Source organism: Serratia sp. Sp408, from assembly GCF_057180665.1.
The window spans coordinates 1-14,414 of sequence record NZ_JBXUFT010000013.1; the positions used below are offsets into that span (position 1 = coordinate 1).

The window sequence follows — 14,414 nt, forward strand, 5'->3', positions numbered from 1 at the left end:
CGTATATTACGCTTTCCTCTTTCAGAGTCAACCCGTTTTTTCAGGATTTTTTCTCTTTCGCCCTGGCTAGCTTGTGAAGTGAATCACTTGCCGTTGTGCCCGGTCGATGGAGGCGCATTATAGGGAGTTCAGCGCAGGCCGCAACAGGTATTTTCAACAAAATCGATCGTTTGCTGCATTCCACAGCAAAACACGGCTTTATACCCTGTTTTGCACAAACTTATCCACAGAAGCCATTTGAGGGGAAAATTTACGAGCGCCGCGCAAACGTTTTCGCTACAATTCCCGACGATGAAACGGTCCCCTTTTACGGGGGCGTTAGCTGAATCTGTTCCTGCCGTTCTCTATATAGACGCTAAATAGAGGCAAAAGGTAGAGATTCACGTAACGCTCTTATTATTGCGACTCAAAAAGCCAAGGGATAAAACCATGCAACAACCTCGTCCAATCCGCCGGGCGCTGCTCAGCGTTTCTGACAAAGCCGGTATCGTTGAATTTGCCAACGCGTTGGTAAGCCGCGGCGTTGAACTGCTCTCCACTGGCGGCACCGCCCGCCTGCTGGCCGATGCCGGTCTGCCTGTTACCGAAGTTTCCGACTATACCGGCTTCCCGGAAATGATGGACGGACGAGTCAAAACCCTACACCCCAAGATCCATGGCGGCATTCTGGGACGTCGCGGGCAGGACGATGAGATCATGGCCCAACATGCCATCCAGCCGATCGATATGGTGGTCGTCAATCTGTATCCATTTGCCCAAACGGTAGCGCGCCCGGACTGCTCACTGGAAGACGCCGTCGAGAACATCGATATCGGCGGCCCAACCATGGTGCGCTCGGCGGCCAAGAACCACAAAGACGTTGCCATCGTCGTAAAGAGCAGCGACTACGCCGCCATCATTACCGAGCTGGACAACAACGCCGGTTCTCTGCTGTACAGCACCCGCTTTAACCTGGCGATCAAGGCCTTTGAGCATACCGCAGCTTATGACAGCATGATCGCCAATTACTTTGGTGCATTGGTGCCGGCCTACCACGGTGATACCGAACAACCTGCCGGCCGCTTCCCGCGTACGCTGAATCTGAACTACGTGAAGAAGCAGGATATGCGTTACGGCGAAAACAGCCACCAGCAGGCCGCCTTCTATATAGAAGAGAACCTGCACGAAGCATCGGTCGCTACCGCCACTCAGCTGCAAGGCAAAGCGCTGTCTTACAACAACATTGCCGATACCGACGCCGCACTGGAATGCGTCAAGGAATTTGCCGAACCGGCCTGTGTGATCGTCAAGCACGCCAACCCGTGCGGCGTGGCCATCGGCGAGAGCACGCTGTCCGCCTATGAGCGGGCCTACCAAACCGATCCAACCTCAGCGTTCGGCGGCATTATTGCCTTCAACCGCGAGCTGGATGCCGCCACCGCGCAGGCGATCATCAGCCGCCAGTTTGTGGAAGTGATTATCGCGCCAGCCATCAGTGAAGAAGCGCGCAGCCTGCTGGCAGGCAAACAAAACGTGCGCGTACTGGCCTGTGGCCAGTGGCAGCAACGCGTCGCCGGCCTGGATTTCAAACGCGTCAACGGCGGTTTACTGGTACAGGACCGCGATTTGGGCATGGTTAGCGAAGACGATCTGCGCGTAGTGACCGAACGTCAGCCTTCGGCACAGGAACTGCGTGATGCGCTGTTCTGCTGGAAGGTGGCTAAATTCGTCAAATCCAACGCCATCGTTTATGCCCGCGACAATATGACCATCGGTATCGGCGCAGGCCAAATGAGCCGCGTTTACTCCGCGAAAATCGCCGGTATCAAAGCCGCCGATGAAGGGCTGGAAGTGAAAGGCTCCGCCATGGCGTCTGACGCCTTCTTCCCGTTCCGTGACGGCATTGACGCGGCAGCGGCGGTTGGCATTACCTGTGTCATCCAGCCAGGTGGTTCAATTCGCGATGATGAAGTGATTGCCGCCGCCAATGAACACGGTATTGCCATGATCTTCACTGACATGCGTCATTTCCGCCATTAATTCTCTTTCATTGCGTGCGCACCGCTGCGCACGCCGTTCGTGGAGCACCTGATGAATATTCTAATTATTGGCAACGGCGGGCGGGAACACGCCCTGGCCTGGAAAGCCGCTCAGTCACCGCTGGCAGAGAAAGTGTATGTCGCGCCGGGCAATGCCGGCACTGCGCTGGAAGCAAACCTGGAAAACGTCGCTATCTCCGCGACGGATATCCCAGCACTGTTAGCCTTTGCACAAGACAACGATATCGGGCTGACCATTGTCGGTCCTGAAGCCCCACTGGTGATCGGCGTTGTGGACGCATTCCAGGCCGCCGGCCTGAAGATCTTCGGCCCGACGCAAGCCGCCGCCCAGTTGGAAGGCTCCAAGGCCTTTACCAAGGATTTTCTGGCGCGCCATCGCATTCCCAGTGCGGAATACCAGAACTTTACCGAAGTCGAGCCGGCGCTGGCCTACGTGCGCAGCAAAGGTGCACCGATCGTCATCAAGGCCGACGGCCTGGCCGCGGGTAAAGGCGTTATTGTCGCCATGACATTGCAGGAAGCCGAAGCCGCAGTTCAGGACATGCTGGCTGGCAATGCGTTCGGTAATGCTGGCCACCGCATCGTGGTGGAAGAGTTTCTGGATGGTGAGGAAGCCAGTTTTATCGTTATGGTCGACGGTGAGCACGTGGTGCCGATGGCCACCAGTCAGGATCACAAACGCGTCGGTGATGGCGACAGCGGCCCGAATACCGGCGGTATGGGCGCTTACTCTCCCGCACCGGTGGTGACCGACCAGATCCACCAACGCGTGATGGAGCAGGTTATCTGGCCAACGGTGCGTGGCATGGCGGCGGAAGGCAATACCTATGTCGGTTTTCTGTATGCCGGGCTGATGATTTCTGCCGATGGTCAGCCAAAGGTGATTGAATTCAACTGCCGCTTCGGCGATCCGGAAACGCAACCCATCATGTTGCGCCTACGTTCCGATCTGGTCGAGCTATGCCTGGCGGGCGCCGAGGGCAAACTGGATCAGAAAACCTCCGAGTGGGACGATCGCCCTGCGCTGGGCGTGGTGCTGGCGGCCGGCGGTTATCCTGCCGATTACCGCACCGGTGACGTGATCCAGGGATTGCCGCAGCAGGCCAGCGCTGACGGTAAAGTGTTCCACGCTGGTACGCAAATGGCAGGCGATGAGGTAGTGACCAGCGGTGGGCGCGTATTATGCGTAACCGCACTGGGCGCAACGGTTGCCCAGGCACAGCAGCGCGCTTATCAATTGGCGGAAGGCATTCAATGGCCGGGCAGTTTCTGCCGTAAGGACATTGGTTACCGCGCTATCGCACGCGGCAAGTAACCCGGCTGCCGGTAGGGCGTAGTCCGCTGCGCCCTATCCACAACTTTCCAGCCCTCCTGCACACCGAGCTGCGCTCGATGCCTACAGCGAGCTTTCCTTCGGTTCCCAGTTGCAGAAGTCTTCGTTAGCCACCAGCAATAGCTCACGCCCTTCCGGTGCTTCAAGCCAGGCAATACTCAATGGCCCACTGCTGTTTTGCGCACGCCGTTCAATCCAGGCGTTCGACGAGCTATTCAGCCCCGGATTGATCCGTTCTCCCGCACAGGTTTGCACCGTGCCCTGCTGCCAACGCCCCTGCAGCAATTGCACCTTGCCGGCACGCAATGCGTTACTTAACTCCAGCACGCGTCGCGCCTGGTATTTGTAGCGCGCAATATCATCACTGGATAACTGTTCACGTCGCGTGGCAAGCTGGCGCTGCATAAAGCTTACCGTGCCGTCATCGGCGAAGCGCAGTTGGATCGAGTCTTTATTACCGTCGGCGTCGACACGTTTGATCTGTCGTAGCTCGCCGTTCTGGTATTCATAGTGGGTGGTTACGGTGCCTATCCCGCGATAAGGGCTGTAAACGGTCATCAGCACCAGCGGGTGCTGCCGATCGTCATCTTTACGCCACAGGCGAATCGCCCCTTGATCGGCCACATAGCCGCTGGCGGTAAAGCTGGGAGGATCCTGATGCCAACTGCAGGCGCCCAGGCCAGCGGCAACGCCGATGACAATGAGCGCCCGTCGGACAAACAAAAGGGGCTTCAAAGCCCCCCTGTTTAATCTTTTCACCAACACGCGGTCTTACTTAACAGCGTCTTTCAGTGCTTTGCCAGAAACGAACGCAGGTACGTTAGCGGCTGCGATTTTGATTTCTTTACCAGTTTGTGGGTTGCGGCCAGTGCGCTCTGCACGATGGTTTACTTTGAAAGTACCGAAACCAACCAATTGTACTGCATCACCTTCTTTCAGAGACTCGGTAATGGCAGCCAGGGTAGATTCCAGAGCCAGTTTAGCCTGTGCTTTGGAAAGGTCAGCCTTGTCTGCGATTACATCAATCAGTTGAGTCTTGTTCATAAGTTATCCTTACAGTGTGTTTATCGTTTGCAAAGCATCGAGTGCGACGGATATGCCGATTGACAGCACTCTCCTGCATACACGCACCGATAGCCACTTTTTTTACGCCCCCCAAATGTAGACCAGACAGGGTGCGGATGTGAAGCCTTAAGGCATGACAAATCAGGCGTTAAATCACGTTTTCTTGCCTTATTGCGTTAAATTTATCCCGATGTTACTCACACCAGCCTCGCGAAGGTCGGATCGCAGCCCTTTGATCAGGTCTACATCGCGCTCCTCGCAGGCTGCCAACAGGCGGAAAATTTCCCATTGGATGTCCCATTCCTCCTCAACTGCCGGCATCACCTTCAGTTCTTCATCGGTCATTTCTTTCCCGGCCTGGGTCATTTCCAACATCGCCACGGTGCGAATTGAGGTTTCGCTGATGGCGACGGCGTGCTCCAACGTCTCCCCGCTGAGCCGCGAATGAATCAGTTCCCCTAATGCGATGCAGGCATCGATCGCCGGGTAAACGCCGTAAAGATCGTAATCTTCTGCCGAAGGAATCGCCTGTTCCAACTTCTCAAGCTGACTATCGAAGTTGACCTTGGCGTCTTTCACTACCAGCGTTTCCCACACCAAATCCAGAATACGACGATAAATCGCCGGATCGCCAAACTCGGTTTGTAGGCAGAACATCTGGTAATTCGGGTACATACGCTCGCACAGACTAGCCATAAAGGTCAAATGTTGCCAGCTTTCAAGCTTTTCCAGACGTAAATGAATCGGGTTACGTAGCATTGTCTACTCTCTTACGCGTTATCTGCGGCGCAGTGTACCCGAAATCGCTCATGGCGACACCTCTGGATGCGCGGCCAGCCAGCGCTGGAAGGCCGGGCGGCGCGAGGCGATAGCATCGGCCCAGCGTGTCGGCTCCGGCAAACGGTAACCCGCCATGCAACGTTTTACCCAGGCCAGCGCGCTATCGGCGCTGACGCGATGGCCGGTGGCGATAAACAACGGGTTGCAACGTGCCTTGCTGCGCCATACCCAACCGAGCTGCTCGCCCTTGTCGAGCAGCGGCTCCAGAGCTCCCTGCACATCCTCCAGCGGCTCAAACGTACCGCACAGGCGTTTTTTCGCCACGCCAATGGTCGGTACGTCCACCAGCAGGCCAAAGTGGCTGGCGACCCCTAACCGGCGCGGATGCGAAATACCGTGCCCGTCGACAAAGATCAGGTCGGGTTTCTGCTGCAACTGTTGCCAGGCCGCCAGTAATGCCGGGTATTCGCGAAACGAGAGAAAGCCGGGGATGTAAGGCATGGTGGTGGCAACGCGGGCGATTTGATATTCCACCAGCGCCAGTGAGGGATAACGCAGGATGGCGATAGCGGCGCGCGTTACCGCGCCTTCCTGCTCGAAGCCAACGTCACAGCCGGCGATAAAGGCCGGCGGATCGACAATAAAATCATCCGTGCGGATAACGTCGGAAGCGCGCTGCAGCTGCTCGGCGCGCAAAGCCTGCGTATCAATCACTGCCCCTCCCCTTGAATCAGGTTAACGGTGATACCTGGCCGACAGCGCATGCACAGCGTCAACGAACACGCCGGCGTTTTCCGGCGGGACGTCCTGATGAATACCGTGCCCCAGGTTAAACACATGCCCCTCGCCGTGGCCGAAGCCAGCCAGGATAGTTTCCACTTCCTGTTCGATGCGTTGCGGTGCAGCATAAAGCATGGAAGGATCCATGTTGCCCTGCAGCGCAACTTTATTGCCAACCCGGCGGCGCGCATCGGCAATATCGCAGGTCCAATCGAGGCCCAGCGCATCGCAGCCGGTCGCCGCCATCGCTTCCAGCCACTGGCCGCCGCCTTTGGTAAACAGCGTCACCGGCACCCGCCTGCCGTCATGCTCACGGATCAGGCCGTCAACGATCTTATGCATGTAATTGAGTGAAAACTCGGCATAATCGCGACCGGTCAGTACGCCACCCCAGGTATCGAATACCATCACCGACTGCGCACCGGCCCTGATTTGGGCGTTGAGATACAAAATGACGCTATCCGCCAGTTTATCCAACAGCAGATGCAGCGTCTGCGGCTCGGCATACATCATTTTCTTCAGCTTGGTAAACGCCTTGCTGCTGCCGCCTTCGACCATATAGGTCGCCAGCGTCCACGGACTTCCGGAGAAACCAATCAGCGGTACCTGCCCCTTCAGTTCACGGCGAATGGTGCGTACCGCGTTCATCACATAACCCAGTTCGTCTTCCGGATCGAACAACGGCAGTTTTTCTACCTCGGCGCGGCAGGTAATCGGCGACGAGAAACGCGGACCTTCGCCGGTTTCAAAGTAGAGCCCGAGCCCCATGGCATCAGGGATGGTCAGAATGTCGGAGAACAGGATCGCCGCGTCAAGCGGATAACGGCGCAGCGGCTGTAACGTCACCTCGCAGGCCAGCTCGGCATTTTTGCACAGCGACATAAAATCACCGGCCTGAGCGCGTGTTGCCTTGTACTCCGGTAAATAACGACCGGCCTGGCGCATCATCCATACGGGGGTGACGTCCACCGGCTGGCGCAGCAGCGCGCGCAGGTATCGATCGTTTTTCAACTCATTCATTTATCGGGCTCCCTTATTCATCTGCCGCTATTGTATACCCAAAATAATTGAAGATGCATCACGACGGCCGATCCATGCCCGGTGAACCGCCTGGTCGCGGCGATGCGGCAACAGTCCGTAGGGAGCCAGCGTGACGTGCCACTGGCATCATCGCGCGAGCGCATCATTGCGCGCGGCACAGGGCCACGGTGTCCTCGATTAAACGCCGCGCTACGGTGCCTGGCGGCGGCAACAGCGGCAGCCGATCGTAGCGATACCAACCGGCGTGCAACAGCTCCTTGGGATCGTGGCGCAGCTCGCCGCTGTCATAATCCGCCATAAACGCCATCATCAGGGAATGCGGAAATGGCCACGGCTGTGAGGTGACGTAACGCAGATTCTTGATGTGAATGTTGCTTTCCTCCATCACTTCGCGCGCTGCCGCCTGCTCGAGGGTTTCGCCCACTTCAACAAATCCGGCCAACACGGTATGAATACCGCCACGGTGACGAACGTGTTGCGCCAGCAGGATTTCGTCATCACGACGGATGGCGACAATCACGCAGGGTGCGATTTGCGGATAATAGCGTTCGCGGCAGTTATCGCACAGGCAGGCGCTTTCGGTACGGCTCAGGTGCATTTGGTGGCCACAGTAACCGCAGAACTGATGCGAGCGGTAAAAATCGGCCAGTTGAACGCCACGCCCGGCTAGCTGGAACAACCCGCGATCGAGATCGAGCAATTGCCGCACCGACCCCATCTCCTGCGGCATCGGCTGGCGCACCAGCCACACCGGCGCCCCCTCCCACTCGCCAATCTGTCGCCCCGAACGGCCGCGCAACCCGAGCGCGTCGGCAGTCCCAAACGGCAATTCACCGTTTGGTAACCAAAGTTTGCTTTCATGGCTGACTATCCACCAGCCATATTCGTTACCCGTTAATGCAAGTTCCATATCGTTGTTGCACAACCTCAGCTTCACTGGCACTCTAGAAATCGGTCTTGTTACATTTTCATAACTTACCGTTACTTTTTCTTACTTACGGAGTCAAAAATGCTCAACCACTTGGAAAGCCTGACTCAGCGCGTTGGTGGTAGTAATGAATTAGTTGATCAATGGCTTGAGGCGCGCAAGCAGTTACTCGTCGCCTACTGCACCCTCGTAGGGATCAAACCGAACAAAGAAAAGCATACGCCGCTGAATGAAAAAGCGTTGGAGAACTTTTGCCATAATCTGGTGGACTATCTCTCCGCAGGGCATTTTCATATCTATGACAGAATTATCAAACAAGTGGAAGGCGCAGGTAGCCCAAAAATGGCGCTGGCCACCCAGATCTATCCCAAATTATGGATCAACACCGAGCAGGTGATGGCGTTTCACGATCGCTATTCCGATATCGAGATCGACCAGGATCTGTGCCTGGAGTTTCATCAGGCGCTGTCAGACATCGGTGAAGTGCTGGCCGCTCGCTTTGCGCTGGAGGATCGTCTGATCCTGCTGGCGGCGGAGACCTGGCAGCAGGACAACCCCGACCCGGCCAGTAACAAAACGCTGTCCCATCCAGCCTGATTTTTCTTGCTGCCCTGGCGCGGCAGCACAATAACCGCTGGCCTCACGCACTCCATCCTGAAATATGCGCGTGAGGCTTGTAGTTTTTAAACGCCCTTCTATACTGGGGGCTCTTGTCGGAGTGCCTAGCGTCGCGCTTTTTTAAAAGTCGGCCAGGCTGAGACCGTTAATTCGGGATCCGCGGAACCTGATCGGGTTAATACCCGCGAAGGGAACAAGAGTAATCAATCACCGCCGGCAGGCAGCCAATATTCAGCAATCGCCTGCCGATCGGCTAACATCGTTACTCCCTCCGAGCTCCAGACAAGCAATTTTCCCAACTCACCCGACTTGTAGGAATTTGCTATGTCTAATGTGAACAAAAACCGTCCTCGTAAAGAACAACGTGAAGAAGCGCAGCAGTTTATCGACAATCTGCAAGGCGTCGCCTTCCCCAATTCTCGCCGCATTTACCTCGAAGGCTCGCGACCGGATCTGCAGGTGCCAATGCGCGAAATCCAGCTCAGCCCGACGCTGATCGGCGGCAGCAAACAACAGCCGCAGTATGAACAGAATGAAGCCATCCCGGTGTATGACACCGCCGGCCCCTACGGCGATCCGCAAGCGCAGTTGGACGTACATCGTGGACTGAACAAACTGCGTGCCGGCTGGATTGACGAACGCCATGATACTGAAACGCTGAACGGCGTCAGCTCCGGTTTCACCCAGCAACATCTGGCAGATGAAGGATTGGATCACCTGCGCTTTGAACATCTGCCGCAACCACGCAAGGCCCTGCCGGGCAAATGCGTCACCCAATTGCACTATGCGCGTGCCGGTATCGTCACGCCGGAAATGGAGTTTATCGCCATCCGCGAAAACATGGGGCGCGAGCGCATCCGCGGTGAAGTTTTGCGCCAGCAGCACCCAGGTCAAAGCTGGGGCGCCAACCTGCCGGAAAACATTACGCCGGAGTTCGTACGGCAAGAAGTGGCCGCCGGCCGTGCCATCATTCCGGCCAACATCAACCACCCGGAATCCGAGCCAATGATCATTGGCCGCAATTTCCTGGTCAAGGTGAATGCCAATATCGGCAACTCGGCGGTTACCTCCTCCATTGAAGAAGAAGTGGAAAAGCTGGTGTGGTCAACCCGCTGGGGCGCCGATACCGTGATGGATCTTTCCACCGGCCGCTACATCCACGAAACCCGCGAGTGGATCCTGCGCAACAGCCCGGTGCCGATCGGCACGGTACCGATTTACCAGGCGCTGGAAAAAGTGAACGGCGTCGCAGAAAACCTGACCTGGGAAATGTTCCGCGACACCCTGCTGGAGCAGGCCGAACAAGGGGTGGATTACTTCACCATTCACGCCGGCGTTTTGCTGCGCTACGTGCCGATGACCGCCAAACGCCTGACCGGCATTGTGTCGCGCGGCGGCTCGATCATGGCCAAGTGGTGTCTGTCCCACCATCAGGAAAACTTCCTGTACCAGCACTTCCGTGAAATCTGCGAAATCTGCGCCGCCTACGACGTTTCCCTGTCACTGGGCGATGGCTTGCGCCCAGGGTCGATTCAGGATGCCAATGACGAAGCGCAGTTTGCTGAACTGCACACCCTGGGTGAGTTGACCAAAATTGCCTGGGAATACGATGTGCAAGTCATGATCGAAGGCCCGGGACACGTGCCGATGCAGATGATCCGCCGCAATATGACCGAAGAGCTCGAGCACTGCCACGAAGCGCCGTTTTATACCCTGGGGCCGTTGACCACCGATATCGCGCCGGGTTATGACCACTTCACCTCCGGTATCGGCGCGGCGATGATTGGCTGGTTCGGTTGCGCCATGCTGTGTTACGTCACGCCGAAAGAGCACCTGGGTCTGCCCAACAAGGAAGACGTTAAACAGGGCCTGATCACCTACAAGATTGCCGCACACGCCGCCGATCTGGCCAAAGGCCATCCGGGCGCGCAAATCCGCGATAACGCCATGTCGAAGGCGCGCTTTGAATTCCGTTGGGAAGATCAGTTCAACCTGGCGTTGGATCCGGCCACTGCCCGTGCCTACCACGACGAAACCCTGCCGCAGGAATCCGGCAAAATCGCCCATTTCTGCTCGATGTGCGGGCCGAAATTCTGCTCGATGAAAATTTCGCAGGAAGTACGCGACTACGCCGCCGCGCAAGATAAAGCCGCCGAACAGCAAGCTGGCAAACCGATTGAAGTGCTCTCCGGCATGGAGAAAATGTCCGCCGAATTTCGCTCGCGCGGCAGTGAGTTGTACCACAGCGCAAGCGCCTTGCAGGAGGACAACAATGGCTGATATCACCATGCCTTTTCCGGCGACGCCGCATCGCCTCGGGTTATACCCGGTGGTCGACAGCGTCGTCTGGATCGAACGACTGCTGGCGGCAGGCGTCACCACCATTCAGCTGAGAATCAAAGACTTACCTGAAGAGCAAGTTGAGGCTGATATCGCCACCGCCATCGCTCTGGGCAAGCGTTATCAGGCACGGGTGTTCATTAACGACTACTGGCGTCTGGCAATCAAACACCGGGCTTATGGCGTGCACCTGGGACAGGAAGATCTGGACGACAGCGATTTGGCGGCGATTCATCAGGCCGGACTACGCCTGGGAGTTTCAACCCACGATGATGCCGAACTGGCGCGCGCCAAGGCGGTCAAGCCGTCCTATATCGCGCTCGGGCACATTTTCCCGACCCAGACCAAAGATATGCCCTCCGCACCGCAGGGGCTGACCGAGCTAAAGCGCCACGTCGCCGGGCTGGCTGACTACCCGACGGTGGCTATCGGCGGGATTGGCATCGATCGCGTGCCGGCGGTATTGGCATGCGGCGTAGGCAGCATCGCCGTGGTCAGCGCCATCACCCAGGCTGCGGACTGGCGTGCCGCCACCGCCGAACTGCTACGGTTGATCGAAGGCAAGGAGTAACACCATGCTTAATTCTCCGTCTCTTAACGATCGGGAGTTCTTACGCTACAGCCGACAGCTGTTGCTGGAAGACATCGGCCCACAAGGCCAGGAAAGCATCAAGCGCGCCAGCGTGCTGATCGTCGGCCTGGGCGGGCTCGGCTCGCCCGCCGCATTGTATCTGGCTGCCGCCGGCGTCGGCACGCTGTTGCTGGCCGACGACGACAAGCTGCACCTGACCAACCTGCAGCGGCAGATCCTCTATCGCAGCGCCGATGTGCCGCAAGGCAAAGCGCGTTTGGCGCAGCGCCACCTGCAAGCGTTGAACCCGCTGGTTGAGTCGATCGCGCTGGAACAGCGTCTACACGGCGAAGAACTGGCCGCTGCCGTGCGCCGCGCCGATCTGGTGCTGGATTGCAGCGACAATATGACAACGCGTCACGCGGTGAATCAGGCCTGCGTCACCGCCGGCAAGCCGTTAATCAGCGGCAGTGCGGTTGGATTCAGTGGCCAGTTACTGGTTATCGAACCGCCCTATAGCCAGGGATGTTATGCCTGCCTATACCCCGAACATGCCGAGCCACAGCGTAACTGCCGTACCGCCGGCGTGCTTGGCCCGGTGGTAGGGGTAATCGGTACCTTGCAGGCGCTGGAAGCGATCAAGCTGCTGGCGGGCATGCCTTCCGCACTCAGCGGCAAACTGCGGCTGTTCGACGGCAAGCAGCACAGCTGGAGCACCTTGCAACTCAGCAAGGCGCGTAGCTGCCCGATATGCGGAGGGCAGCAATGAAGATTCTGCTCAACGACAGTCCGCTGGAACTGGCGCAGCCCCTCAGCGTCAGCGCGTTGCTGGAACAGCTCGACCGCCACCAGCCGGGTACCGCACTGGCGATTAATCAAACCATTATCCCGCGTGCCGAATGGGACAGCCATTGGGTGCAAGACGGTGATGACATCCTGCTTTTTCAAGCGATTGCCGGAGGCTGATATGCTGCAAATCGCCGATACCCACTTTACCTCGCGTTTATTTACCGGCACCGGCAAATTCGCCACCCCGGCCTTGATGCTCGACGCGCTGCAGGCTTCCGGCTCGCAGTTGGTGACCATGGCTATGAAGCGCGTTGATCTGCACGGCGGTAACGATGCCATTCTGGCGCCGCTGCAACGGCTTGGCGTACGTCTGTTGCCCAACACTTCCGGCGCCAAAACCGCGGCGGAAGCGATATTTGCCGCTCGCCTGGCGCGTGAGGCGCTGGGAACCCACTGGGTAAAACTCGAAATTCATCCGGATGTGAAATACCTGCTGCCAGATCCGATAGAAACGCTGAAGGCGGCGGAAACCCTGGTCAAAGAGGGGTTTGTCGTCCTGCCTTACTGCGGTGCCGATCCGGTGTTGTGCAAGCGGTTGGAAGAAGCCGGCTGCGCTGCGGTGATGCCGCTGGGGGCGCCGATTGGTTCCAACCGTGGGCTGCGTACCCGCGATTTTCTGGAGATCATCATTGAACAAGCCAATGTGCCGGTGGTGGTGGACGCCGGCATTGGTGCGCCAAGCCATGCGCTGGAAGCCATTGAGCTGGGGGCGGATGCGGTATTGGTCAATACCGCCATCGCCGTGGCGCGCGATCCGCTGCAAATGGCGCACGCATTCCGTTTGGCGCTTGAAGCTGGCGAACTGGCGCGCCAGGCCGGTTTGGGCAGCCGCCAGCGCAGTGCAGTAGCCTCAAGCCCGCTGACGGCGTTTCTTAGCCAGAGTGAGGAGGCGCGACCATGACTCAGGATTTCAGTCAACGCTGGCAACAGCTGGATTGGGACGACATCACCCTGCGCATCAATAGTAAAACTGCACATGACGTCGAACGCGCGCTCAATGCTGAAAAACTGACGCGTGACGATTTTATGGCGCTGATTTCACCGGCCGCAGCCGGTTATCTGGAGCCGCTGGCACAGCGCGCCCAGCAGCTGACTCGTCAACGCTTCGGCAACGTGGTGAGTTTTTACGTACCGCTGTATTTGTCCAACCTGTGCGCCAATGATTGTACTTATTGCGGCTTTTCGATGAGTAACCGCATCAAGCGAAAAACTCTGGATGCCGCTGAAATCGAGCAGGAGTGCACGGCAATCAAGGCGCTGGGCTTCGAACACCTGCTGCTGGTCACCGGCGAGCATCAAACTCGGGTCGGCATGGCGTATTTCCGCCGCCACCTGCCGCACATTCGCTCCCGTTTCAGCTCGCTGATGATGGAGGTACAGCCGATGTCGCAGGAGGATTATGCCGAACTGAAAACGCTGGGCCTGGATGGCGTACTGGTTTACCAGGAAACCTACCACCCGGCGACCTATTTGCAGCACCATCTGCGCGGGCAGAAACAGGATTTCCATTGGCGGCTGGCAACGCCGGATCGGCTTGGCCGGGCCGGGATCGACAAGATCGGCCTCGGTGCGCTCATCGGTCTGTCCAACAGTTGGCGGACCGATTGCTACATGCTGGCGGAACACCTGTTTTACCTGCAACAGACGTACTGGCAGAGCCGTTATTCGATCTCCTTCCCGCGGCTGCGGCCCTGTGCCGGCGGCATCGAACCGGCATCGCTGATGAGCGAGGCGCAACTGGTGCAATTGATATGCGCATTCCGGCTGTTTGCTCCCGACGTTGAACTGTCGCTGTCGACACGCGAATCACCCCACTTCCGCGATCATGTGATCCCGCTGGCAATCAATAGCGTCAGCGCCGGTTCGAAAACCCAGCCAGGGGGTTATGCCGATGACGTAGCACCGGAACTGGAGCAGTTTGAACCACATGACGGGCGTTCGCCCCAGCAGGTGGCGCAGGCGATCGGCGATGCCGGTTTACAACCGGTATGGAAGGATTGGGATAGTTTCCTGGGACGCGTCACGCAATAAGCCGCAACGTTTGCAGCGCGGCCAGCAAAGTAACTGGAA

Annotated in this window: 15 protein-coding genes and 1 riboswitch; of the genes, 9 read left to right on the plus strand and 6 right to left on the minus strand. The window is 57.7% G+C overall.

The genetic code is table 11. The features are described 5' to 3' along the window. The first annotated feature begins 429 nt into the window (after positions 1–429). Both purH and purD read left to right on the plus strand, forming a co-directional pair. Positions 430–2,019 (plus strand): bifunctional phosphoribosylaminoimidazolecarboxamide formyltransferase/IMP cyclohydrolase, encoded by a 1,590-nt coding sequence (gene purH, locus AC2AXP_RS22195; RefSeq protein ID WP_004957794.1) that lies wholly within the window; start codon positions 430–432, stop codon positions 2,017–2,019. Positions 2,020–2,070: 51 nt separating this feature from the next. Then, on the plus strand, positions 2,071–3,354 hold the full coding sequence (gene purD, locus AC2AXP_RS22200; protein WP_004957790.1) for a phosphoribosylamine--glycine ligase: 1,284 nt from the start codon (positions 2,071–2,073) through the stop codon (positions 3,352–3,354). Between the two features lie 81 nt (positions 3,355–3,435). Here purD and AC2AXP_RS22205 read toward each other — a convergent pair whose 3' ends face one another. The 6 genes from AC2AXP_RS22205 to nudC all read right to left on the minus strand — a co-directional run bounded on the left by AC2AXP_RS22205 (position 3,436) and on the right by nudC (position 7,948). Continuing rightward, entirely contained in the window at positions 3,436–4,107 is a 672-nt protein-coding gene (locus AC2AXP_RS22205) for a DUF1481 domain-containing protein (protein ID WP_273872439.1), read from the minus strand. Between the two features lie 36 nt (positions 4,108–4,143). After that, a complete protein-coding gene (gene hupA, locus AC2AXP_RS22210) occupies positions 4,144–4,416 on the minus strand; it encodes a nucleoid-associated protein HU-alpha (RefSeq protein WP_004957785.1) in 273 nt (90 codons plus the stop codon). A 189-nt stretch (positions 4,417–4,605) separates the two neighbouring features. Beyond that, positions 4,606–5,196, minus strand: a complete 591-nt coding sequence (locus tag AC2AXP_RS22215; protein WP_198774132.1) for a YjaG family protein — start codon at positions 5,194–5,196, stop codon at positions 4,606–4,608. Positions 5,197–5,244: 48 nt separating this feature from the next. Then, positions 5,245–5,931, minus strand: a complete 687-nt coding sequence (gene nfi / locus AC2AXP_RS22220; protein WP_198774131.1) for a deoxyribonuclease V — start codon at positions 5,929–5,931, stop codon at positions 5,245–5,247. A 21-nt stretch (positions 5,932–5,952) separates the two neighbouring features. Then, the gene (gene hemE / locus AC2AXP_RS22225) at positions 5,953–7,017 is read right to left on the minus strand and encodes a uroporphyrinogen decarboxylase (protein WP_198774130.1); all 1,065 of its coding nucleotides are present in this window, start codon (positions 7,015–7,017) and stop codon (positions 5,953–5,955) included. Positions 7,018–7,180: 163 nt separating this feature from the next. Next, positions 7,181–7,948 carry an NAD(+) diphosphatase gene (gene nudC / locus AC2AXP_RS22230; RefSeq protein WP_004957774.1) on the minus strand — a complete coding sequence of 256 codons (768 nt, stop codon included), beginning with the start codon at positions 7,946–7,948 and terminating at the stop codon, positions 7,181–7,183. Positions 7,949–8,047: 99 nt separating this feature from the next. Between nudC and AC2AXP_RS22235 the strand changes: the two genes are divergently transcribed. The 7 genes from AC2AXP_RS22235 (at position 8,048) to thiH (ending at position 14,375) form a co-directional block, all read left to right on the plus strand. Continuing rightward, on the plus strand, positions 8,048–8,563 hold the full coding sequence (locus AC2AXP_RS22235) for an Rsd/AlgQ family anti-sigma factor (protein WP_004957770.1): 516 nt from the start codon (positions 8,048–8,050) through the stop codon (positions 8,561–8,563). A 107-nt stretch (positions 8,564–8,670) separates the two neighbouring features. Further along, a riboswitch (TPP riboswitch) is annotated at positions 8,671–8,794 on the plus strand. A gap of 114 nt (positions 8,795–8,908) precedes the next feature. Beyond that, entirely contained in the window at positions 8,909–10,864 is a 1,956-nt protein-coding gene (gene thiC, locus AC2AXP_RS22240; RefSeq protein ID WP_484381969.1) for a phosphomethylpyrimidine synthase ThiC, read from the plus strand. Continuing rightward, positions 10,857–11,495 (plus strand): thiamine phosphate synthase, encoded by a 639-nt coding sequence (thiE, locus tag AC2AXP_RS22245; RefSeq protein WP_371902389.1) that lies wholly within the window; start codon positions 10,857–10,859, stop codon positions 11,493–11,495. The genes thiC and thiE overlap by 8 nt, the downstream gene beginning before the upstream one ends. A 4-nt stretch (positions 11,496–11,499) precedes the next feature. Next, positions 11,500–12,264: a HesA/MoeB/ThiF family protein gene (locus AC2AXP_RS22250; protein WP_198774128.1), complete on the plus strand. Its 765-nt coding sequence runs from the start codon at positions 11,500–11,502 to the stop codon at positions 12,262–12,264. Next, complete coding sequence (gene thiS, locus AC2AXP_RS22255; RefSeq protein ID WP_004957761.1) at positions 12,261–12,461, plus strand: sulfur carrier protein ThiS; 201 nt, start codon at positions 12,261–12,263, stop codon at positions 12,459–12,461. The genes AC2AXP_RS22250 and thiS overlap by 4 nt, the downstream gene beginning before the upstream one ends. Before the next feature lies 1 nt (position 12,462). Then, positions 12,463–13,245, plus strand: a complete 783-nt coding sequence (locus AC2AXP_RS22260; RefSeq protein ID WP_198774127.1) for a thiazole synthase — start codon at positions 12,463–12,465, stop codon at positions 13,243–13,245. Then, the gene (thiH, locus tag AC2AXP_RS22265; RefSeq protein WP_004957755.1) at positions 13,242–14,375 is read left to right on the plus strand and encodes a 2-iminoacetate synthase ThiH; all 1,134 of its coding nucleotides are present in this window, start codon (positions 13,242–13,244) and stop codon (positions 14,373–14,375) included. Before AC2AXP_RS22260 ends, thiH begins: the two co-directional genes overlap by 4 nt. Positions 14,376–14,414 lie beyond the last annotated feature (39 nt).

Excerpts from the sequence above, each read along its gene's own strand:
- purH (WP_004957794.1), top strand. The coding sequence starts at position 430 with ATGCAACAACCTCGTCCAATCCGCCGGGCGCTGCTCAGCGTTTCTGAC.
- purD (WP_004957790.1), top strand. The coding sequence starts at position 2,071 with ATGAATATTCTAATTATTGGCAACGGCGGGCGGGAACACGCCCTGGCC.
- hupA (WP_004957785.1), bottom strand. The coding sequence starts at position 4,416 with ATGAACAAGACTCAACTGATTGATGTAATCGCAGACAAGGCTGACCTT.
- AC2AXP_RS22215 (WP_198774132.1), bottom strand. The coding sequence starts at position 5,196 with ATGCTACGTAACCCGATTCATTTACGTCTGGAAAAGCTTGAAAGCTGG.
- hemE (WP_198774130.1), bottom strand. The coding sequence starts at position 7,017 with ATGAATGAGTTGAAAAACGATCGATACCTGCGCGCGCTGCTGCGCCAG.
- nudC (WP_004957774.1), bottom strand. The coding sequence starts at position 7,948 with ATGGAACTTGCATTAACGGGTAACGAATATGGCTGGTGGATAGTCAGC.
- AC2AXP_RS22235 (WP_004957770.1), top strand. The coding sequence starts at position 8,048 with ATGCTCAACCACTTGGAAAGCCTGACTCAGCGCGTTGGTGGTAGTAAT.
- thiC (WP_484381969.1), top strand. The coding sequence starts at position 8,909 with ATGTCTAATGTGAACAAAAACCGTCCTCGTAAAGAACAACGTGAAGAA.
- thiE (WP_371902389.1), top strand. The coding sequence starts at position 10,857 with ATGGCTGATATCACCATGCCTTTTCCGGCGACGCCGCATCGCCTCGGG.
- AC2AXP_RS22250 (WP_198774128.1), top strand. The coding sequence starts at position 11,500 with ATGCTTAATTCTCCGTCTCTTAACGATCGGGAGTTCTTACGCTACAGC.
- thiS (WP_004957761.1), top strand. The coding sequence starts at position 12,261 with ATGAAGATTCTGCTCAACGACAGTCCGCTGGAACTGGCGCAGCCCCTC.
- AC2AXP_RS22260 (WP_198774127.1), top strand. The coding sequence starts at position 12,463 with ATGCTGCAAATCGCCGATACCCACTTTACCTCGCGTTTATTTACCGGC.
- thiH (WP_004957755.1), top strand. The coding sequence starts at position 13,242 with ATGACTCAGGATTTCAGTCAACGCTGGCAACAGCTGGATTGGGACGAC.